This is a genomic window from Leifsonia sp. McL0618, from assembly GCF_049994905.1.
Lineage (GTDB): Bacteria > Actinomycetota > Actinomycetes > Actinomycetales > Microbacteriaceae > Diaminobutyricibacter.
In genome coordinates this window covers 977,454-997,150 of the sequence record NZ_CP188258.1, presented here as the reverse complement: position 1 = coordinate 997,150, position 19,697 = coordinate 977,454, and the positions used below count along the sequence as shown (strand labels likewise).

The 19,697-nt window shown below is 67.2% G+C and carries 21 protein-coding genes; 12 read left to right on the top strand and 9 right to left on the bottom strand.

The window, feature by feature from the left end; translation table 11 throughout:
* Positions 1–17: 17 nt before the first annotated feature.
* Together ACPPVQ_RS04865 and gabT are read right to left on the bottom strand one after the other, a co-directional pair.
* Complete coding sequence (locus ACPPVQ_RS04865; protein ID WP_426519196.1) at positions 18–1,514, bottom strand: NAD-dependent succinate-semialdehyde dehydrogenase; 1,497 nt, start codon at positions 1,512–1,514, stop codon at positions 18–20.
* Complete coding sequence (gene gabT, locus ACPPVQ_RS04860; protein WP_426519194.1) at positions 1,511–2,887, bottom strand: 4-aminobutyrate--2-oxoglutarate transaminase; 1,377 nt, start codon at positions 2,885–2,887, stop codon at positions 1,511–1,513. Before gabT ends, ACPPVQ_RS04865 begins: the two co-directional genes overlap by 4 nt.
* 167 nt (positions 2,888–3,054) lie before the next feature.
* On the opposite strand from gabT, the gene ACPPVQ_RS04855 reads away from it, so the two are divergent.
* Positions 3,055–4,590 (top strand): PucR family transcriptional regulator, encoded by a 1,536-nt coding sequence (locus ACPPVQ_RS04855; protein WP_426519192.1) that lies wholly within the window; start codon positions 3,055–3,057, stop codon positions 4,588–4,590.
* A gap of 121 nt (positions 4,591–4,711) precedes the next feature.
* Here the strand turns inward: ACPPVQ_RS04855 and ACPPVQ_RS04850 are convergent, their stop codons facing one another.
* The 4 genes from ACPPVQ_RS04850 to ACPPVQ_RS04835 form a co-directional block, all read right to left on the bottom strand.
* Positions 4,712–5,557 (bottom strand): transglutaminase family protein, encoded by an 846-nt coding sequence (locus ACPPVQ_RS04850; RefSeq protein WP_426519190.1) that lies wholly within the window; start codon positions 5,555–5,557, stop codon positions 4,712–4,714.
* Entirely contained in the window at positions 5,554–6,483 is a 930-nt protein-coding gene (locus ACPPVQ_RS04845; RefSeq protein WP_426519188.1) for an alpha-E domain-containing protein, read from the bottom strand. The genes ACPPVQ_RS04850 and ACPPVQ_RS04845 overlap by 4 nt, the downstream gene beginning before the upstream one ends.
* Positions 6,477–8,156, bottom strand: a complete 1,680-nt coding sequence (locus tag ACPPVQ_RS04840; RefSeq protein WP_426519186.1) for a circularly permuted type 2 ATP-grasp protein — start codon at positions 8,154–8,156, stop codon at positions 6,477–6,479. The genes ACPPVQ_RS04845 and ACPPVQ_RS04840 overlap by 7 nt, the downstream gene beginning before the upstream one ends.
* Before the next feature lie 72 nt (positions 8,157–8,228).
* The gene (locus tag ACPPVQ_RS04835; RefSeq protein WP_426519183.1) at positions 8,229–8,873 is read right to left on the bottom strand and encodes a pyridoxal 5'-phosphate synthase; all 645 of its coding nucleotides are present in this window, start codon (positions 8,871–8,873) and stop codon (positions 8,229–8,231) included.
* Between the two features lie 45 nt (positions 8,874–8,918).
* On the opposite strand from ACPPVQ_RS04835, the gene ACPPVQ_RS04830 reads away from it, so the two are divergent.
* The 9 genes from ACPPVQ_RS04830 to ACPPVQ_RS04790 all read left to right on the top strand — a co-directional run bounded on the left by ACPPVQ_RS04830 (position 8,919) and on the right by ACPPVQ_RS04790 (position 16,188).
* Positions 8,919–9,842 carry an aldose 1-epimerase family protein gene (locus ACPPVQ_RS04830; protein ID WP_426519181.1) on the top strand — a complete coding sequence of 308 codons (924 nt, stop codon included), beginning with the start codon at positions 8,919–8,921 and terminating at the stop codon, positions 9,840–9,842.
* Positions 9,843–9,947: 105 nt separating this feature from the next.
* Positions 9,948–10,304: a YciI family protein gene (locus ACPPVQ_RS04825; RefSeq protein WP_426519179.1), complete on the top strand. Its 357-nt coding sequence runs from the start codon at positions 9,948–9,950 to the stop codon at positions 10,302–10,304.
* 170 nt (positions 10,305–10,474) lie between these two features.
* Positions 10,475–10,825: a PadR family transcriptional regulator gene (locus tag ACPPVQ_RS04820; protein ID WP_426519176.1), complete on the top strand. Its 351-nt coding sequence runs from the start codon at positions 10,475–10,477 to the stop codon at positions 10,823–10,825.
* A 2-nt stretch (positions 10,826–10,827) separates the two neighbouring features.
* A complete protein-coding gene (locus tag ACPPVQ_RS04815; protein WP_426519174.1) occupies positions 10,828–11,196 on the top strand; it encodes a DUF1048 domain-containing protein in 369 nt (122 codons plus the stop codon).
* Positions 11,193–12,014, top strand: a complete 822-nt coding sequence (locus tag ACPPVQ_RS04810) for an ABC transporter ATP-binding protein (RefSeq protein WP_426519172.1) — start codon at positions 11,193–11,195, stop codon at positions 12,012–12,014. The genes ACPPVQ_RS04815 and ACPPVQ_RS04810 overlap by 4 nt, the downstream gene beginning before the upstream one ends.
* Positions 12,011–12,775, top strand: coding sequence for an ABC transporter permease (locus tag ACPPVQ_RS04805; protein ID WP_426519170.1), 765 nt, complete (start codon positions 12,011–12,013; stop codon positions 12,773–12,775). The genes ACPPVQ_RS04810 and ACPPVQ_RS04805 overlap by 4 nt, the downstream gene beginning before the upstream one ends.
* A 129-nt stretch (positions 12,776–12,904) precedes the next feature.
* Complete coding sequence (locus ACPPVQ_RS04800; protein ID WP_426519168.1) at positions 12,905–13,195, top strand: DUF1905 domain-containing protein; 291 nt, start codon at positions 12,905–12,907, stop codon at positions 13,193–13,195.
* Between the two features lie 276 nt (positions 13,196–13,471).
* Complete coding sequence (locus ACPPVQ_RS04795) at positions 13,472–15,517, top strand: MDR family MFS transporter (protein ID WP_426521399.1); 2,046 nt, start codon at positions 13,472–13,474, stop codon at positions 15,515–15,517.
* A gap of 62 nt (positions 15,518–15,579) precedes the next feature.
* Positions 15,580–16,188, top strand: coding sequence for a TetR family transcriptional regulator (locus ACPPVQ_RS04790; protein ID WP_426519166.1), 609 nt, complete (start codon positions 15,580–15,582; stop codon positions 16,186–16,188).
* Between the two features lies 1 nt (position 16,189).
* On the opposite strand, the gene ppk2 is transcribed toward ACPPVQ_RS04790, so the two are convergent.
* Positions 16,190–17,014 carry a polyphosphate kinase 2 gene (gene ppk2, locus ACPPVQ_RS04785; RefSeq protein WP_426519164.1) on the bottom strand — a complete coding sequence of 275 codons (825 nt, stop codon included), beginning with the start codon at positions 17,012–17,014 and terminating at the stop codon, positions 16,190–16,192.
* Positions 17,015–17,366: 352 nt separating this feature from the next.
* Here ppk2 and ACPPVQ_RS04780 point away from each other — a divergent pair, with 352 nt between their 5' ends.
* Positions 17,367–17,948 carry an alternate-type signal peptide domain-containing protein gene (locus tag ACPPVQ_RS04780; protein ID WP_426519162.1) on the top strand — a complete coding sequence of 194 codons (582 nt, stop codon included), beginning with the start codon at positions 17,367–17,369 and terminating at the stop codon, positions 17,946–17,948.
* 183 nt (positions 17,949–18,131) lie between these two features.
* Here the strand turns inward: ACPPVQ_RS04780 and ACPPVQ_RS04775 are convergent, their stop codons facing one another.
* Positions 18,132–18,398 carry a hypothetical protein gene (locus ACPPVQ_RS04775; protein WP_426519160.1) on the bottom strand — a complete coding sequence of 89 codons (267 nt, stop codon included), beginning with the start codon at positions 18,396–18,398 and terminating at the stop codon, positions 18,132–18,134.
* A gap of 16 nt (positions 18,399–18,414) precedes the next feature.
* Between ACPPVQ_RS04775 and ACPPVQ_RS04770 the strand changes: the two genes are divergently transcribed.
* The gene (locus ACPPVQ_RS04770; protein WP_426519158.1) at positions 18,415–19,314 is read left to right on the top strand and encodes an RICIN domain-containing protein; all 900 of its coding nucleotides are present in this window, start codon (positions 18,415–18,417) and stop codon (positions 19,312–19,314) included.
* Here the strand turns inward: ACPPVQ_RS04770 and ACPPVQ_RS04765 are convergent.
* The gene (locus tag ACPPVQ_RS04765; RefSeq protein ID WP_426519156.1) at positions 19,301–19,576 is read right to left on the bottom strand and encodes a hypothetical protein; all 276 of its coding nucleotides are present in this window, start codon (positions 19,574–19,576) and stop codon (positions 19,301–19,303) included. The genes ACPPVQ_RS04770 and ACPPVQ_RS04765 overlap by 14 nt on opposite strands.
* Positions 19,577–19,697 lie beyond the last annotated feature (121 nt).

Below are 19,697 nucleotides of genomic sequence, written 5' to 3'. Positions count from 1 at the left end.
TTCTGCGCCGGTGTCGCTCAGGACGCCGGGATCAGGGTGTATTTGGTCGACAGGTATTCGTGGATGCCTTCGAGGCCGCCCTCGCGCCCGAGGCCCGACTGCTTGACTCCGCCGAACGGTGCGGCGGCGTTCGACACGAGGCCGGTGTTGACGCCCATCATTCCGGTGTCGATGCGGTCGATCATCCGCTGCGCGCGGCCGAGGTCTTCGGTGAAGACGTAGCCGACGAGTCCGTACTCGGTTCCGTTCGCGAGCGCCACGGCCTCAGCCTCCTCGCGGAAGGTCGAGATGGCAAGGATCGGGCCGAAGATCTCTTCGCGCACGATATCGCTGCCGGGCGCGACGTCGGCCAGCACGGTCGGCTCGAAGAACGAGCCGGCGCCGTCTGGGCGCGTGCCGCCGGTCAGCACGCGGGCACCGCGGGAGACGGCGTCGGCTACGAGTGCCTCCATGTTCGTGACGGCCGCCTCGTTGATGAGGGGTCCGATCGTCACGCCGTCCTCCGTGCCGCGCCCGACGACGAAGGCGTCGACGCGCTCGGTCACCCGCCGCGCGAACTCGTCGGCGACCGAGTCGTGCACGATGAACCGGTTGGCCGCCGTGCAGGCCTGGCCCGTGTTGCGGAACTTCGCCAGCATCGCACCCGTTACCGCCTTGTCGAGGTCGGCGTCGTCGAAGACGACGAACGGCGCGTTGCCGCCCAGCTCCATGGAGGTGCGCAGCACGTTCGCCGCGGACTGCTCGATGAGCGTCCGGCCGACGGGTGTCGAACCGGTGAAGCTCAGCTTGCGCAGGCGCGGGTCGGCGATGATCGGCGCCGAGACGGACCGGGAGGACGAGGTGGTGATGACATTGACGACGCCTGCGGGGAGGCCGGCATCCTCGAGCAGCTGCACGAAGAGCAGCGTGGTCAGCGGCGTGAGCTCTGCAGGCTTGATGACGACGGTGCAGCCCGCGGCGAGCGCGGGGGCGATCTTGCGGGTCGCCATTGCGAGGGGGAAGTTCCACGGCGTGATCAGGAAACACGGCCCGACCGGGCGCTGGGAGACCACGGTCGTCCCGGTGCCTTCGGGGTTCGTGCCGTAGCGGCCCGCGATGCGCACCGCTTCTTCGCTGAACCAGCGCAGGAACTCGCCGCCGTAGGTGACTTCACCGTTCGCCTCGGCGAGGGGCTTGCCCATCTCGAGCGTCATCAGCAGGGCGAAGTCGTCCCTGCGCTCCTGCAGCAGGTCGAAGGCGCGACGCAGGATCTCGCCACGGGCGCGGGGCGGGGTCGCCGCCCACGCATCCGCAGCTTCGACGGCCGCATCGAGCGCACGGATGCCGTCCGCCGGTCCCGCGTTCGCGATCCGCTTGATCACGCGGCCGGTCGCCGGGTCGCTGACCTCGATGGGGTCGGCGCTTCCGGCCTGCCAGACGCCTCCGATGTAGAGGCCGTCGGGAACTCGTCCGAGCAGCTCCGCCTCGCGGGCGGATGCGGCGTCGGACACAGCGATTTCGGCGAGGAGGCTCATGCGTTCACCGCACCGATCGACGCGAGAGCGTCCGCAACGATGTCGAGGCCCTCGCGCAGCAGGTGATCCGGCATGCTCAGCGGGGGCAGGAAACGGATGACGTTGCCGTAGGTTCCGCAGGTGAGCAGCACGACGCCTGCCGCGTGAGCTGCAGCCGCGACGCGGGAGGTGAGCGCAGCATCCGGCTCTCCCGTGATCGGGTGGACCAGCTCGATCGCGACCATCGCGCCGTAACCGCGCACTTCGGCGACCCGGGGGTCGGAGTCACGGAGGGCGCCGAGCTTCTCGAAGAGGATGCTGCCGATCTCCCGGGCGCGCTCGACGAGGCCGTCCTGTTCATACGTCTCGATGGTCGCCAGGGCCGCGACACAGGCGAGCGGATTGCCGCCGTACGTGCCGCCGAGTCCTCCGACCTGGGGCGCATCCATCATCTCGGCGCGGCCGGTGACGGCAGAGAGCGGGAGGCCGCCTGCGATGCCTTTGGCGGTCACGACCAGGTCGGGGACGATGCCGAAATGCTCGCTCGCGAACATGGCACCGGTGCGTGCGAAGCCGGTCTGCACCTCATCCGCGATGAAGACGACGCCGTTGGCGGCGGCCCAGTCGGCGAGAGCCGGCAGGAAGCCGTCGGCCGGAACGATGAAGCCGCCCTCGCCCTGGATGGGCTCGATGATGATCGCGGCCAGGTTCTCCGCCCCGACCTGCTTCTCGATGTGCAGGATCGCGCGGCGCGCGGCCTCGGCGCCGCTCAGGCCGCCGTCGCGCAGCGGATAGGACAGCGGTGCGCGGTAGATCTCGGACGCGAACGGGCCGAAACCGCTCTTGTACGGCTGGTTCTTCGCGGTCAGGCCCATCGTGAGGTTGGTGCGGCCGTGGTAGGCGTGGTCGAACGCGACGACCGCCTGCTTGCCGGTGTAGTGGCGCGCGATCTTGACCGCGTTCTCGACCGCTTCTGCGCCCGAGTTGAACAGGGCGCTCCGCTTGGCGTGATCACCGGGGGTGAGGCGGTTGAGCGCCTCCGCCACCTCGACGTAGGAGTCGTACGGCGCGACCGTGAAGCAGGTGTGGGTGAACTGGGCGACCTGGGCCTGCACAGCGGCCACCACGCGCGGGGATGCGTTGCCGACGCCGGTCACGGCGATGCCGGACCCGAAGTCGATCAGCGAGTTCCCGTCGACGTCGACGAGCACACCGCCTCCCGCTGCGGCGGCGAACACGGGGATGGTGGTGCCGACGCCCGCGGCGACGGCCTGCGTCTTGCGCTCCATGCGCCGGCGCGACTCGGGGCCGGGGATCGCGGTGACGAGGCGCCGCTCCTGCGGAATGCTCGGGCCGCCGGTCAGCGTGGCGGATACGGTGTCGACGATGGTCATGGTCACTCCAGTGCACGGGGTGCGCCGGGACCGGATTGCGACGGCGCTCTGCGGCTAAGGTTAGGCACCGTTTCGACGGGGAGATATCGCCCGCTTGTACAATCGGAGTACGTTTGATGACCACGGCGTACAACGAAGCGCCGGGATGCGGGAAGGAAGCTGTCACCATGCCCCCGACCCTGCGTCGTCTCCTCGCGAACCCGGAACTCGACCTCCGGCTGCTGACGCCCGAGACCGGACTGCCGGCGCAGGCGCTCGACCAGGCGGTGCAGTGGGTGCACAGCTCCGACCTCGCCGACCCGACGCCGTTCCTCTCCGACGGCCAGGTACTCCTCATCACCGGCACCCAGTTCGACCCGGCGGCCACGGCACCCGGCGATTTCGCCCCCTACGTCGCGCGTCTTCGTGACCGTGGACTCACCGGGCTCGGTTTCGGCACCGAGGTGATCCGCGACGGCACCCCCGACGGGCTCACGGCCGCGTGCCTCGAAGCCGGGCTGCCGCTCTTCGAAGTGCCGTACCGCGTGCCCTTCATCGCCGTGTCGCGCTACGTCGCCGACCTCGCGTCCGAAGAGCTCTTCGCGCGCAACACGTGGGCGCTCAAAGCCCAGCGGGCGATCTCGCTCGCGGCCCTCCGTCCCGACGGGCTGACGGCCACCCTGGCAGAGCTGTCCCGCCAGCTGGACCACTGGGTGGTGCTGTTCGACGCGACCGGCTCGGTCGATCGCGTGTTCCCGCCCGACGCGCTCAGCGCATCCACCATCGCCGCCGTGGGTTCGGAGGCGACGCGACTGCTGCGAGCCAGACGGCGCTCCAGCAGCACCATCGTCACCGGCGGCGAAACCCTCACCCTGCAGACGCTCGGCACCAGCGGGCAGCTGCGCGGCGTGCTGGCCCTCGGCGGCGCCGGCGAGCTCGACCAGGCCGGCCAGCAGGTGGTCACCAGTGTCATCGCCCTCGCAGGTCTCGCCCTCGAGCAGAACTCCGCGCTCGACCGGGCGGTCGGCCACCTGCGGTCCGGGCTCTGGCACGTGCTCGTGTCCGGCGACACGCAGCTGGCGTCCGACATCGCAACGCAGATGTGGGGGGCGATGCCCGCAGAACCCGTTCGCGTCTCGCTCGTCGACACCCCGATCGACGGGGTCGATGCACTCAGCGAATGGCTGGAACTGCGGGTGGCCGAGCATCCGGGTTCGCTGTTCTACGCCGCCGACGACGGCCGCATCGTGCTCTGCTTCAGTGACGGTGCCGCATCACCGGTCGAAGAACTGGCGACCGGATTCGGCCTCAAGGCCGGGCTGTCGGATGCGGTGGGTTACGCCGACCTCGCCCGCGCCCACGACCAGGCGGCGCAAGCCCTCGATCGCGCCAGGGAAGGCGACGAACGCATCGTGTCGTTCGACACGATCTCGCGGCAAGGCGTGCTGGCGTTCCTCGCGCGCACCGACGCCCGCGAAGTGGCCCGCACGACACTCGCGCCGCTCATCGCCGCCGACGGTGCGAACGGCAGTTCGCTCGTGCTCTCGCTGCAAACGTGGCTGGAGCACAACGGAACGTTCGATTCGGCGGCGCGTGAGCTGGGCATCCACCGCCACACGCTGCGCGCACGGGTCGCCGAAGCCGAGCGCCTGCTCGGCCGCGACCTGTCCAGCTTCCACGCCCGCGCCGACCTCTGGGCGGCCCTCCTCGCGACGCGCGTGTAGCCGCGCGCTTCGCTCGCCCCGCTCGCGTGTGCCGAGCGTGACAGTTCCGGCCGAACGTGACAGCTGCAGCAGGCACGCTCGACCGCACGAAGCACTCTCGGCGACACGACCCGCGCGTACGTCAGGCCTCTCGCGTGATCTCCACGGTCACGAACAGCTCGGATGCGGTCGGGCCGGCGTACACACCACGCAGCGGTGCCACATCCGTGTAATCGCGCCCGTGCCCGACGCGCACGTGACGGTCGCCGATCTCCAGCTGGTTGGTCGGGTCGAAGCCGTGCCAGCTGCCGCAGAACCATTCCACCCACGCGTGCGACTCGCCGACCACGGTCTCGCCGACGACCGCATCCGGCGACGGATGCAGGTACCCCGACACATACCGCGCCGGAATGCCAACCGACCGGAGCGCTCCGACGGCGATGTGCGTGATGTCCTGGCAGACGCCTTTGCGGGCGGCCCAGGCATCCGCAGCGGTCGACGTCACCCCGGTGACACCCGTGACGTATTCGACTTCCTCGCCGACCCGGCGGCAGATCTCGATGGCCGCCTCGCACGGCGTCTGCGTCAGCCCGACGACGGTCGCCGCAATCCCGGCGACCTCGTCCGCCGGCTCCGTCAGTGCGGTCTGCGGCAACTGCTGCACGTACTCCCCCGCAGTGAATCGCACCCGCCGAAGCTCATCCCACGGCAAGCCGTCGCCGTGTCGTGGCGGGTCGAGCACTTCGACCAGGCTGCTGGCCGACAGCGTCAGCGTCGTGTGGGGCGCCAGCACGTCGAAAGCGAGAACCCGCGTGCCCCAGTAGTCGGTGTACTGGTGGTGCGACGAGACCGGATCGACCTCCAGGTTGGAGTGCAGCACCAGCTGCCGCTCGGCGCTGATCGGCAGCATGCGCGCCTCGTTGTACGACGCCGTGACTTCGCCTTCGTACCGGTAGCCGGTCGAGTGCGTGATCCGCAGCCGCTTCACGACCGTTCTCCGATCCAGTTGGGCGCGACATTCTCGGGAAAGTACCGCTGACGGATGGCCTCACTGGCTGCACTCGTCGCATCCTGCACCGCCGACATGTGCGTCGGCAGGTCGTCGAGGATCTCCGCGATCGGCCGGAATTCGAGGTCGCTGCGGATCTGGCCGAGCAGCCGCTGTGCACGGTCGCTCACACCGACGCGCTCGGTGCGGGGCTCGATGTCGCGCAGGCACTGTTCCGCGCGAACCACCGAGTACAGGATCGAACGCGGAAACAGCCGATCGTGCAGCAGGAACTCCGCGGCGTTTCGAGCGGACGGTACGCCGCGGTAGGTGCGCAGGTACGCCTCGTACGCCCCGCACGAACGCAGGATGGTGGTCCAGCTCGGCCCGCTCGCCTCGGTGAGCGAGCGTGTCGCCAGCAGTCGCGCCGTCATGTCCGCCCGCTCGAGCGAACGGCCGAGGGTGAAGAACTGCCACGCCTCGTCCCTGCTCGCGGACGACTCCATGATGCCGACGGCGAGCGCGGTGCGATCGCGAACCCAGGAGAAGAATTCGTGCACTTTGTCGCTGGAGACGCGTCGCGGCATCCCCGCGCTGGTCGTGTTGAGGCACTCCCACAGTTCTGTGGAGACGATCTCGCGCGCCCGGCGTGCGTTCTCGCGCGCTGCGCTCAGCGAATAGACGATGGATGCTGGCTGCGCACGATCGACGGCCAGGATGCGCAGCACATCCTCCCGCGCCAGGCTCGACTCCCCCGGCGCCTCACTGCCCATCACCGACAGCAGGGAACGACAGGCGGTGTCTTCGTCGATCCAGGGATCCTCGAGCAGCAGCTGCAGGTGCACGTCGAGGATGCGCGCGGTCCCGTCGCTGCGTTCGATGTAGCGTCCGATCCAGAACAGGCTGGCGGCGATGCGGCTCAGCACGGCGCATCCGTTCTGGTTTGCTGTTGCTGCTGCTGTTGTTGCTCCTGATCGCTGCGCGGCGCATCCTGCTCCGAATGGTCCGGTGCGTGCTGGGCGACGTGACCGGCGGGCGCCGACGCCGGGGCTGAGGCCGCTGCCTGATCTGCGACAAGTCCCTGCACGCTGCGGAACGCCGACGGCTCGGCCTCTCCCGCGCCGGGCACGCCGACCACCCAGGTGTCCTTGGATCCTCCGCCCTGGCTGCTGTTGACGACCAGCTGGCCCTCCGGAAGCGCTACCCGGGTGAGTCCGCCGGGCAGCACCCAGATGTCGTGACCGTCGTTCACCGCGAACGGGCGCAGGTCGACGTGCCGGGGCCGCATCCCGTCAGCGACGAGGGTCGGGATGGTCGACAGCTGCACCACGGGCTGCGCGATCCAGCCGCGCGGGTCTTCGATCAGGCGCGCGCGCAACTCGCCGAGCTCTTTCTTGCTCGCATCCGGACCGATCACCAGCCCTTTTCCGCCGGAGCCGTCGACCGGTTTCACCACGAGTTGGTCGAGCCGGTCGAGCACCTCCTCGAGAGCTCCGGGGTCTTCGAGCCGCCAGGTGTCGACGTTGGGAATGATCGGCTCCTCCGCGAGGAAGTAGCGGATGAGGTCGGGCAGGTACGTGTAGACGAGCTTGTCGTCTGCGACACCGTTGCCGACCGCGTTCGCGATCGTGACGTTCCCCAGGCGCGCCGCCAGCATCAGTCCGGGCGTGCCGAGCACCGAGTCCACCCGGAACTGCAGCGGATCGAGGTATTCGTCGTCGATGCGCCGGTAGATCACGTCGACGCGTTTCGGACCGGACGTGGTGCGCATCCACACCTTTCCGGCTGAGCAGAACAGGTCACGGCCCTCTACGAGCTCCACGCCCATCAGTCGTGCGAGCAGGGTGTGCTCGAAGTACGCCGAGTTGTACACACCGGGCGTCAGCACGACGACGTTGGGCGCATCCATGCCGCCCGGGGCGCTCGCACGCAGCGCCTGCAGCAGCCGGTACGGGTAGTCGCCCACAGGCCTCACCCGCATCGAGGTGAAGAGTTCTGGCAGCGTCTGCGCCATCACGCGTCGGTTGGAGATGACGTAGCTCACCCCGCTCGGCACCCGCACGTTGTCCTCGAGAACACGCCACGCGCCGAATTCGTCGCGGATGAGGTCGATGCCGGACACCTGGACGCGCACCCCGTTCGCGCTCTCCACCCCTGCCGCAGCACGGTGGAAATGCGCAGACGAGGTGATCAGCCCCGCGGGGATGACCCCGTCTCGCACAGCGTTCTGGGCACCGTAGACATCGCTGAGGAAGGCTTCGAGGGCGCGGACCCGCTGCTTCACGCCCGCTTCGATGCGCACCCACTCCTGCTGTTCGATGACCCGCGGCACCGCATCGAGGGGGAACGGCCGCTCCTCCCCCGCGAAATCGAACGTGACGCCCTGGGCGAGGTAGGAGCTCGCCAGCGCTTCGGTGCGGCCGCGCAGTTCGTCCTGTGTGAGCGTGGCCAGGGCCGCATACAACTCGCGGTAAGGAGCACGCGCATGCTGGGCGCCGGCCGACCGGGCGTGGTCGGCGAACATCTCGTCCCAGGCCGCCGTGCGGTTCTTCCGACGTTTCGCGGCCTGGACGCCGTATCCGTTGAAGAGGTCGCCCATGGATGGACTGTAGCCAGCCGGTGTTGCTGGGGTGTTTCCGTACGTTTCCGGGGTGCTACGTGATCGGCCCCGTCACGCTTGCAGTCGCTGCGCCCACCAGGCGCCGTCAGCCTGGCGACGGTAGGCCAGACGGCGATGCAGCCGGTCGGTGCGTCCGTGCCAGAACTCGATTCCCGTCGGCACGAGGCGGTACCCGGCCCAGTCCGCGGGTCGCGCGATCCCGGCCTCGCCGTCGATCAGGCGCTGCGCCTCGGCGGCGAGGTGCTCCTCGCTCTCGAGGGGGCGCCCCTGATGCGATACCGCCGTTGCAGCCCGGGCAGAACGGGAACGCTCCGTGAACAGGCGGTCGGACTCCTCATCGCTCACCTGCTCGACCAAGCCTTCGACCCTGAGCTGCTGGATCGTCTCCCGCCAGTAGAAGACGGCGGATGCCTGAGGGTTCGCGGCGAGTTCGCGACCCTTGCGGCTGGTGGTGGAGGTCGCGAAGACCAGGCCGGCCTCGTCGATCGCCTTGACCAGCACCATCCGCACCGACGGAACCGGATGCGTGCCATCGGGTTCCGTACCGACCGTCGCGAGCGCGGCGACCCAGGGTTCGCGCACTCCGCGTTCACCGGCGCGGTTCAGCCATTCGGCCGCGAGTGCCACAGGATCTGCCGGGGGGACGTCGAATTCGGGGAGTATGAGCGTCTCGTCACCGCTCAGCGTGTCGGCCATGATCCGAATGTACCCATGAACGCTCCGACGGGGCAGAATGAGCGGATGACCACTCCTCTTTCCGGGACCCACTACGGCCTGGCTGCGGGCGACTACACCGCCACCATCGCATCCGTCGGAGCCAGCCTGCGTACGCTGCAGCATCACGGTCGCGACCTCGTCGTCCCGTTCGAGGCCGACGAGATCCGCCCCGCCTTCCGCGGAGCCACGCTGGCGCCGTGGCCGAACCGGGTCATCGACGGCCGGTACACGTTCGGCGGCGTCGAGGAACAGCTTCCGCTCACCGAGCCCAACCGGGGGAACGCGCTGCACGGCCTCGCCACCTGGCTCGACTTCGCGGCGATCGACCAATCGGCCAGCCACGTCGTGCTCGTCGCGACCATCGAGGCGCAGAGCGGCTATCCCCACCGTGTCGAAGTCACCGTGACGTTCTCACTCGACGAGGGCGGCCTGCATTCGACGGTGTCCTGCCTGAACACCGGGCACGACGACGCCCCCTGGGGTACCGGACCGCATCCGTACCTGACGCCCGGTTCCGGGCGCGTCGACGACTGGACCCTGTCGCTTCCCGCTGCGTCGGTGCTCACGGTGACCGATGACCGCCTGGCCCCGATCGGCCTCGCCGATGTCGCGACCGAGGATGACGGCTCCTACGATTTTCGGACGCCGCGCGTCATCGGCACCACGTTCATCGACCACGCGTTCACCGACCTGGCCCGCGACGACGACGGGATCACCGCTGTCACGGTGACCGCCGCCGACGGCACCGGTGTCGGCATGACCTGGGCGAACGACTGCCCGTGGGTGCAGGTGCACACAGCCGACCAGGCGAACCCCGCAACGAGCCGCCTCGGACTGGCCGTCGAACCCATGACCTGCCCTCCGGACGCCTTCAATTCGGGCACCGACCTGATCGTGCTCGCGCCCGGCGCAACGGCGACTGCAGGCTGGACCATCCACGCGCTCTGAGGCCGGCCTGACGATGCCGCAGAGGAGCAGTTTCGTCACAGATGTCGATCAGGCACGACATCGTTCGACGTTCTCATGTCAGTGACCGAAGACAGGAGAGTTTCCATGCGGTACCAGATTCTGATCTACAACAACCCCGAATTCGATGAAGGCTTCAACGGGGCGCTGAGGGGTGAGGTCGACAGCACCCACGCAACGATCATCCGCGAGCTCACGGAGGCGGGCGAGCTGATCGCGACAGACGCACTCAGCACGGAGGCGGCGGTCGTCGTCCGCACGGATGCGCGCACCCATCGCGTACACACGACCGATGGGCCGTTCATCGAGACGAAGGAGTGGGTCGGCGGCTTCTACCTCGTCGACGTCGCGAACATCGACCGCGCTGTCGAGATCGCGGGGCGATTCGTGGAAGCCCGCTATTCGCCGATCGAGGTGCGGCAACTGGAGCACGATCCCAGCTAGCGCGCCGAACGCCCCCGCCGCCCATCGGGTCGGCGGGGGCGGCCGCGTGCGCGGCAAGCTCGTCCTCCTCGTCCTGCTCGTCCTCCTCGAATTCCCCTATTGCGCCCTCGCTATTCGGTGTTACTATCTAGTGGTAGTCAGCAACACTGAGTAGCTGAAGGGAGGGCCTCGTGGCCAAGCAGATGACCGAAATGCTCAAGGGCACGCTCGAGGGCATCGTCCTCGCGCTCCTGGGGGGCGAGCCGGCATACGGCTACGAAATCACGGCACGGCTTCGCGAGCAGGGCTTCTCCGACATCGTCGAAGGCACCGTCTATGCCCTGCTGGTCAGGATCGAGCAGCGTGGCTTCGTCGACGTGGAAAAAGTCCCGTCCGAGAAGGGGCCGCCGCGCAAGGTCTACTCGCTGAACGCAGCGGGCGTGGAGTATCTCGGAGAGTTCTGGAGGTCCTGGAGCTTCCTTTCAGAACGGATCGAACAGCTCCGCCACCACACGGAACAGACCCAGGAAGAAGGAGTGTAATCATGGCCGCAAAGTGGATCGAGACCCTCACCGGATCGCTCGAGCAGAAGAAGCAGTTCAAGCAGGACAAGGCTCGCATCGATTCCCTTCCCGAACCGTACGGCACTGCGGCGAAGGCCATGCACCGGTACTTCATGTACTACGGGGGCATCACCGACGGCGACACCCTCCTCACGATGTTCGGGGACCTGACCGACCTGTGGGAGCGCGCAGCCGCCGACGGAACGCCCCTGCGCGAGATCGTCGGCGACGACCCCGTCGAGTTCGCCGAGACATTCGCGCAGGCATACACCGGTACGAAGTGGATCGACAAGGAGCGCGCTCGCCTCAACAAGGCGATCGAAGATGCTGAACGAGAGGAGCAGAAATGACCACCGAACCCGCGATCCGGGTACAAGGGATGGAGAAGTCGTTCAAAGACCTGCACGTCCTGCAGGGCGTCGACTTCGACGTGAAGGCGGGCAGCATCTTCGCACTCCTCGGCTCGAACGGAGCAGGCAAGACCACGCTGGTGCGCATCCTGTCGACGCTGTTGAAGTCCGACGCGGGCACCGCGACGGTCTACGGATTCGACGTGGCGACGAGCCCCGGTGACGTGCGCGAGTCGATCAGCCTGACGGGCCAGTTCGCCGCGGTGGATGAAGTGCTCACCGGCCGCGAGAACCTCATACTGGTCGCCAGGCTGCGTCACCTGAAGAATCCCGGTGTCATCGCCGACGAACTCCTGGCGCGCTTCTCGCTCACCGAAGCCGGGAACCGCAAGGCAGGAACGTACTCGGGCGGGATGCGACGCCGGCTCGACATCTCGATGAGCCTGATCGGCAACCCGCCGGTCATCTTCCTCGACGAACCGACGACAGGGCTCGACCCCCAGGCGCGCATCGAGGTGTGGCAGACGGTCAAGAGACTTGCCGGCCAGGGCACGACGGTGCTGCTCACGACGCAGTACCTCGACGAGGCCGAACAGCTTGCCGACCGCATCGCGATCCTGCACAAGGGCAAGATCATCCAGAACGGCACGCTCGCGGAGCTCAAACAGCTCCTCCCGCCCGCCGAGGTCGAATACGTCGAGAAGCAGCCCTCGCTCGAGGACGTCTTCCTCGCCCTCGTCGGCGAACCCGACGATACCGATTCCGCCGACGGCGACACCACCGATGAGGCGGTCCCCGCACGAAAGGAACTCCGATGACCACCCACGTCCTCGGCGATACCGGCACCCTGACCGGACGCTCGCTGCGCCACATCCTCCGCAGCCCAGACACGATCATCACCACCGCGGTCACCCCGATCGCACTGATGCTGCTGTTCGTGTACGTGCTGGGCGGAGCGATCAACACCGGGTCCGACGAGTCGTACATCGACTACATGCTCCCCGGTATCCTCCTGATCACGATCGCATCCGGCATCGCATACACCGCATACCGGCTGTTCCTCGACCTGCAGGGCGGCATCTTCGAACGCTTCCAGTCCATGCCGATCGCCAGGTCGAGCGTGCTCTGGGCGCACGTGCTCACCTCGCTGGTCGCGAACCTCGTCTCGGTCACGATCGTCATCGGCGTCGCGCTGATCATGGGATTCCGTACCGGAGCTTCGGTTGGCGCCTGGCTCGCCGTCGCCGGCATCCTTATCCTGTTCACCCTCGCCCTGACCTGGCTCGCCGTGATCGCGGGGCTCTCGGCGAAGACGGTCGACGGCGCGAGCGCGTTCAGCTACCCGCTGATCTTCCTCCCGTTCATCAGTTCGGCGTTCGTGCCCACTGAGTCGATGCCCCCCGCGGTCGCCTGGTTCGCGGAGAACCAGCCGGTGACCTCCATCGTGAACACCATCCGGGCCTTGTTCGCCGAACAGCCTGTCGGCAACGACATCTGGATCGCGCTCGCCTGGCTCGTCGGCATCCTCATCGCCGCCTACGCCTTCGCGATCGCCGCCTACCGTCGCAAGATCAGCTGAGTCCGGGCGCAGCACGCCCGAGCATCCGCCGAACGACGCTGCCGGTCTCCCACCTGGGGGCCGGCAGCGTCTTTCTCGTTACAGCCGTCTGGCAGACTTATGCATCCGACGACGTGGAATGAGCCGCAGATGAGTACCGAGCCAGGCCCCCTTGACCACACGTTCACGGCGCCGATCGGAGTCGATGTGAAGGGCAGCATGTGGTCCTGCGTCGAGGTGCCGGACTCGGCGACGCTCTTCGGCACCAGGAAGGCGCTGCGCGTCGACGCGACGGTGGACGGGATCGCCCTGCCGAACATCGGTCTGATGGTGACCGGCAGAGGCGGACACATGCTCTCCCTCAGCGCCAAGCTTCGCGCGCGCCTCGGCAAAGACATCGGTGACACGGTCACGGTTCACCTCGAACGTCGCCTGACCTGACGGACACGGAGCCGCCGGCGCGGCGCCACGCGCCGAAACCCGGATGACGCACGCCCACAGGCTTCTTGCAGCGAGAGCAGGTGTGCATTCGTGTATTATTGCGTAGCCTGCAAAAACAGCACGCCGATGTCGGCGCTCGCCCCGTCGACTCTCACGGCCGTGCCGAGTGATGCCCGATGCACCGCTTACCCCACCAAAGGATTCGTCTTGTCTACTACCACCGCGCCCGTCAGGGTGCAGCCGGCGGCACCCGCGCCGCAGGAATCGAAGCCGATCATGTCGCACCGGCAGATTCTTCTCGTCATCTACGGCCTCATGGCCGGCATGTTCCTGTCCTCGCTCGACCAGACGATCGTCGGTACGGCGATCCGCACGATCGGCGACGACCTCCACGGGCTCAACGACCAGGCGTGGGTCACCACCGCGTACCTGATCACCTCCACGATCGCCGTTCCGATCTACGGCAAGCTGTCGGACATCTTCGGCCGCCGCCCGCTGTACATCTTCGGGATCGTCGTGTTCCTGCTGGGCTCGTTGCTGTCGTCGTTCTCCACGTCGATGATCATGCTCGCTGCCTTCCGTGCCTTCCAGGGAATCGGTGCCGGCGCGCTGATGTCCCTTCCGCTCGCGATCATGGGAGACATCCTCGCGCCGCGTGAGCGCGCCAAGTACCAGGGTTACTTCCTGGCCGTCTTCGGCATCTCCTCGGTCATCGGCCCGCTCATCGGTGGCCTGTTCGCCGGCGCGAACCAGATCCTCTTCATCGAGGGATGGCGCTGGGTGTTCCTCATCAACGTCCCCATCGCGATCGTTGCGCTAGTCATGGTGCTGATGTTCCTGCACCTCCCGAAGTTCAACAGGACCTCGAAGCCGCGCATCGACTGGTGGGGCGCGACCGCCGTCGTCGTGACGCTGGTTCCCATCCTTCTCGTCGCAGAACAGGGCCGCGAATGGGGCTGGGGCTCAGCCGCGTCGATCACCTGCTACGCGATCGCCGCCGCCGGCCTGCTCACGTTCATCCTCGTCGAGCTCTACATGAAGGATGACGCGATCATCCCGCTTCGCCTGTTCCGTTCGCGGGTCTTCTCGATGGCGACCATCCTGGGCGTGCTCGTCGGTTTCGGAATGTTCGGCGCCATGCTGACGCTTCCGCTCTACCTGCAGATCGTCTTCGGGCTGAGCCCGACGGCATCCGGTTTCGCCACGCTGCCGATGATGGCGGGCCTGATGATCGCATCGATCGCCTCGGGGCAGATCATCGCCCGCACGGGCAAGTACCGCATCTTCCCGATCACGGGCACGCTGTTCACTGCCGCCGGCTTCTTCGTGCTGACGTTCCTCACGATCGACAAGCCGCTCTGGTTCCTGATGATCGCGATGTTCCTCATCGGGCTGGGTCTCGGCCAGATGATGCAGACACTCACCCTCGCGAGCCAGAACGCTGTCGAGCCGAACCAGATGGGCGTCGCCACCGGCGCCTCGACCTTCTTCCGCCAGATCGGCGGAACCCTCGGTGTCGCCGTGCTGCTCTCCGTGCTCTTCGCCGCGCTGCCGGCCAACATCGTCAAGGCGACAGCCGACCAGGCGACGCTCAGTTCCGCATTGGATGCAGCGCTGACGCCCGACGTCGCGAACGCGGCACACAACAAGCCGATCATGAAGCAGCTGTGGACGCCGATCGTCACCCCGATCGAAAAGCAGATCCAGGGTCAGCTCACCTCCGCGACGACGAAGGCCAGGGCCGCTGCGGATGCCGCGGTGACGCAGCAGGTCACGGCAGCCGTCAATGCGCAGGTCGCCGCCGGCGTCATCCCGCCGGAGGCCGCTGCGTCGATCGTCGACCAGCAGGTTGCTGCGGCGAAGCCCGCGGCTGAGGCCGCTGCCCTCGCCGCGGTCGCCAAGGCGGCGCACGCGAGCGTCAACGGCGGCGTCGTCGAAGTGAACTGGGCGAACGCGACCCAGCGCGGCTTCTACGTCGACAAGCTCACGCCGACGCTTGCGAATGAGCTGAAGAAGGGCGACTCGAAGGCGAACAGTTCGAGCAACAGTTCGACGAGCGACACGTCGTTCCTCGACGGTGCGGACAAGCGCCTCAGCAAGCCGTTCATGGTGGGCTTCAACGATTCTGTGATCGAGGTCTACACGATCGGTCTCGGAGTGATCCTGCTCGCGTTCGTGCTGAGCCTCTTCTTCAAGGTTCCGCCGCTGCGGAAGACGTCGGCCCTGCAGGAGCGCGCAGACGAGGCTGTCGCCACGGATGCCGTGGCCACTGAAGCTGTGAGTTCCGCGACCGGAAACATCCGGGTGGTGCCGCAGACCTGACCCGAGAGCGGGCGGCGTCCCGTGACGCCGCCCGCCTTGGTGCTGCGACGCACATCACGATCGTGACGACCATTGACACCGGCTCCCAGGCGCTCGGCCTGCGTGAGCGAAAGAAACGTCAGACCCGGAACGCCATCCACGAGGCCGCCTTCCATCTCATCGATACGCAAGGACTGGATGCGACGACCGTCGAGCACATCTGTCAACAGGCGGACGTTTCGAGCCGAACGTTCTTCAACTATTTTCCGTCCAAAGCCGCCGCGGCCCTCGAGTTTCAGGGGGCGTCCATCGACCCGGCAGTGGCGACGGCGTTCCGGTGCGCACAGGGCAGCCTCGTCATGGCGCTGTGCGATGTGATCGGGAGCAGTTCCGAGAGCGGCCCGAGCCTCGCCCGCATGAAGCTGCTCCTGAGCCGCCGTCCTGAACTCCTGACGACGGCGACCCAGATGATGGTCGAGATGCGCGAGATGTACGTCTCGCTCGCGGCCGAGCGCGCGAACGACCGTGAGCAGGCGCAGCTCGCCGTCGGCCTGGTGATGTCAGCCCTCAGCCAGACGTTGCACGACCGCAGCCACTCTGACCGGCCGATCGGAGAACAGCTGAAAGCAGCTGTGCAGCTGCTCCTCGCTGTCGGTGAGGTGGAGATGGAGCCGGCCCGCTCATCGAGTTGAGTCAGTCGAGGGCTGCCGCCCTGTCGGGAACGTACTTGTACAGCTCGCGGGCGGGCCGCTCATAGTCGTCTGACTCCGGCCGCTCCGGCAGCGTCAGTTTCTTCGGCTCGACCTTCTCATACGGGATCTGGCGGAGCAGATGGCTGATCATGTTCAGGCGAGCCGATTTCTTGTCGTCGCTCTCCACCGTCCACCATGGTGCCTCGGGGATGTCCGTCGCCTTGAACATCGCGTCTTTCGCTCGCGAGTATTCTTCCCATCTCGTGATCGAATGCAGATCCGTCTCTGAGAGCTTCCACCTGCGCATCGGGTCCTTCAGCCGGGACTTGAACCGCTTCTGCTGCTCGTCGTCGGACACCGAGAACCAATACTTGAACAGCATGATGCCGTCCTCGACCAGCAGCCGCTCCACCGAAGGAACCTGCCGCAGGAAGCGTTCGTATTCCTCGGGCGTGCAGTAGCCCAGCACATGCTCGACGCCGGCGCGGTTGTACCAGGACCTGTCCATCAGCACGATTTCGCCCGCCGCGGGAAGCCGCTCGAGATAGCGCTGGAAGTACCACTGCCCCTTCTCGCGTTCGGTGGGAACAGCCAACGCGACCACGCGAGCTGACCGCGGGTTGAGGTACTGGATGATCCGCTTGATGGCTCCGCCCTTGCCCGCGGCATCGCGTCCCTCGAAGATCACCAGGATGCGTGCCCCCGTTGCGACGGCCCACTGTTGCATGGCCACCAGCTCTATCTGGAGCTGTTCGAGTTCCGCTTCGTAGGCCGCCCGGTCCGGGCCACTCTTGTTCGATTTCTTTTTCGGACTGGACAAGGTCATCCTTCGGTCTGCGGATCCGGTCGATCCGTGCTGCGAACGGTATGCCCGCTCAGGCCCGAAGTGAATGGGTTGACCCGCCCCCTGTTCTGGGCCCTACCCCCTCCCCTGTTCTGGGTTCACAGACGTGTTGTCCTCATAAATGAGGACACGATAGCTTGGTGAACGGAACGGTACAGTCCACCCGACAATCGGCTGTAGGTGTTCCTCATTCGCCCCATGGATGGGGCGCAGCTCTGACCCGACAGCGCTGCGTTCGTCAGTGATGCTGCCTCTGAGTACGAGGCCGCCTCCGTGCTGGATGCTGCCTGGCGGGTTCTCCCTGCCCGCAAGACACATCGAATGGAGCGTCATCATGAACAAACTCACCAAGGGTGCCATCGCCGGTGCGGCCGGAATCGCCCTTCTCCTCGGCGGCGCAGGCAGCTTCGCGCTCTGGAACGGCAACACGTCCGTCAACGCTAGCCAGATCCAGTCCGGAACGTTGACGATCGCCGCGAACGGCACCGGCACCTGGCAGAACACGCCCAACGGCGGAAGCGCCGGAGCGGTCACCATCGCGACCTTCCGGGCCGTCCCCGGTGACACGCTCACCTTCACGCAGCAGCTGAACATTTCAGCGATCGGCGACAACCTGAGCGCGGCACTCACGGTCGACCCAGCGTCGATCGTCGCGAGCGCCACGAACCCGACGGCGAGCGCTGCACTCAAAGCGGCACTCCTCGCCGGCATGCAGGTCGTCGTCACCACGCCGCCCACGGGAATCACCCTGGCCGCCAGCCCCGCGAACACGTACACGGTGACCGGAGCGACCGGAGCCAAGACGATCACGGTCACGGTGACCCTTCCGTTCCCGCGCGGAACGGCCGGCGACAACACCACGCAGACCGGTGCTGTCGACCTCACCGGACTCAAGTTCACGCTGACCCAGAACTAGTCCCGCCGCACTTCAGCCCGAGATCCACCGACCCGAACGGAGGATGAACGAAATGCGTATACGGCAGGCCTTCGTCCCCCGTCCGCGGCACGGTGGATCCCGGGGAGCACTACGGGCGATCTGCGCCACGGCGGCGGTGGCGATCATCGCCACGGCCGGCGCCGTGCTGGGCGCAAGTGGGAGTTACGCGTTGTGGAACGGCGCGGCGAGCACGCCCGCCTCGACTGTGACTGCAGGCGCGATCATCGCCGGCGAGACGTTCAGTGTCTCGCCGGCGGTGACCTTCGACGGCAGCACCTCGACGACGACGGTCGGGCTGACCATCGCGAACAACGGCAACGTGACGGCCGCGTATTCGACGGCCACGTCGCTGGCGTCAGGCTCTTCGGCGCCACTCGCATCCGCGATCTCCGTGGTCTTCTGGAAGGTCGCCGCGGTGTCGGCGTGCACAGCAGGTTCCTCCCCGGTGTCTCCGGCGACTGGAAGCTGGGCTGCTCCGCCGGTGCTCTCCGGCTCCCTCGCGGGAGGCGCATCCGACCAGTACTGCTTGCGCACGACGATCGGCTCGGTGACCGGCATCCCGAGCGCCAGTAACGTCGCAGTGACGGTGACAGCGAACCTGAACGTGGCGAACACCTGGACGAGTGCTGCGTCGTCGACCTTCACACAGACCTTCGTCGACAACGTCGCTCCGAGCGCGCCCAGCGCCCTCGCCGGGTCGAGCACCACGGGCACGTCGGTTGCCCTCACCTGGCAGCCGTCGACAGACAACGTCGGCGTCACCGGCTACGTTGTCAAGCGCAACGGCACCACGGTCAGTACCGGAACAGGAACGGCCTTCACAGACACTGGCCTGACACCCTTCACCAGCTACAACTACACCGTGAGCGCGACGGACGCGGCCGGCAATCTCTCGACGCCCGCAACGGTCGCGGTCTGGATCGGTCCGGACACCAGTGCGACCTACACGATCACGAATTCTTCGAGCAGCCGCTGCGTCGATGGGAACGGTGCGGCATACGGCTCGTCCGGCTTCCAACTCCTGTCCAGGAACTGCTCGACGGCAGCGTCGCAGAAGTGGTCCTTCCAGTGGGTCGGCAGCTACCTCACGATCACCTCCAATGCGAACCTCGTCTGGACCGTCGCAAACAACTCGACCACGGCCGGCGACGACGTCATCACCCAACCGACCACCGGCGTCGGCAACCAGCACTGGCAGGTCAACCCGTTGGCGGGGGGCCTGTACCAGTTCCAATCGCAGAGCAGCGGGATGTGTCTCCAAGTGCCCTCCAAAGGCAACGCGGTTCAACTCGTGCAGCAGATCTGCGACGCGAACTCCCCCGCGCAGACATTCACGGTCCAGTGACGACCATGACGACTACGGACGCGCGACGCACCCGGCTGATCCGCCGGGTGGCCGTCGCGGCCGTCCTCTGTGCTGCCGCTGCGATGCTCGCACCGCTGCCCGCAGCGGCAGCGACGGCCGACATACCGGTCCTGGTCAGCTCGGACGGAACACATTTCGGCACCACTCTGCCGAACGGGATGTTCGCTTCGACGATCCTCGTGCCCGCCAACTCGCGCACCGCGATCCTGTACGTCAGGAACCCGATCGACAGGCCCGTCACCCTCTCCCTGCGGGCGTCCGACGTCACACCGTCGGACCAGGCCCTGGCGCGCGCTCACCCTCACGGCGAAGGCCGACCCGCCTGCGACGGCGACCCCGGTCGACCTGGGTGCGCCCGACGC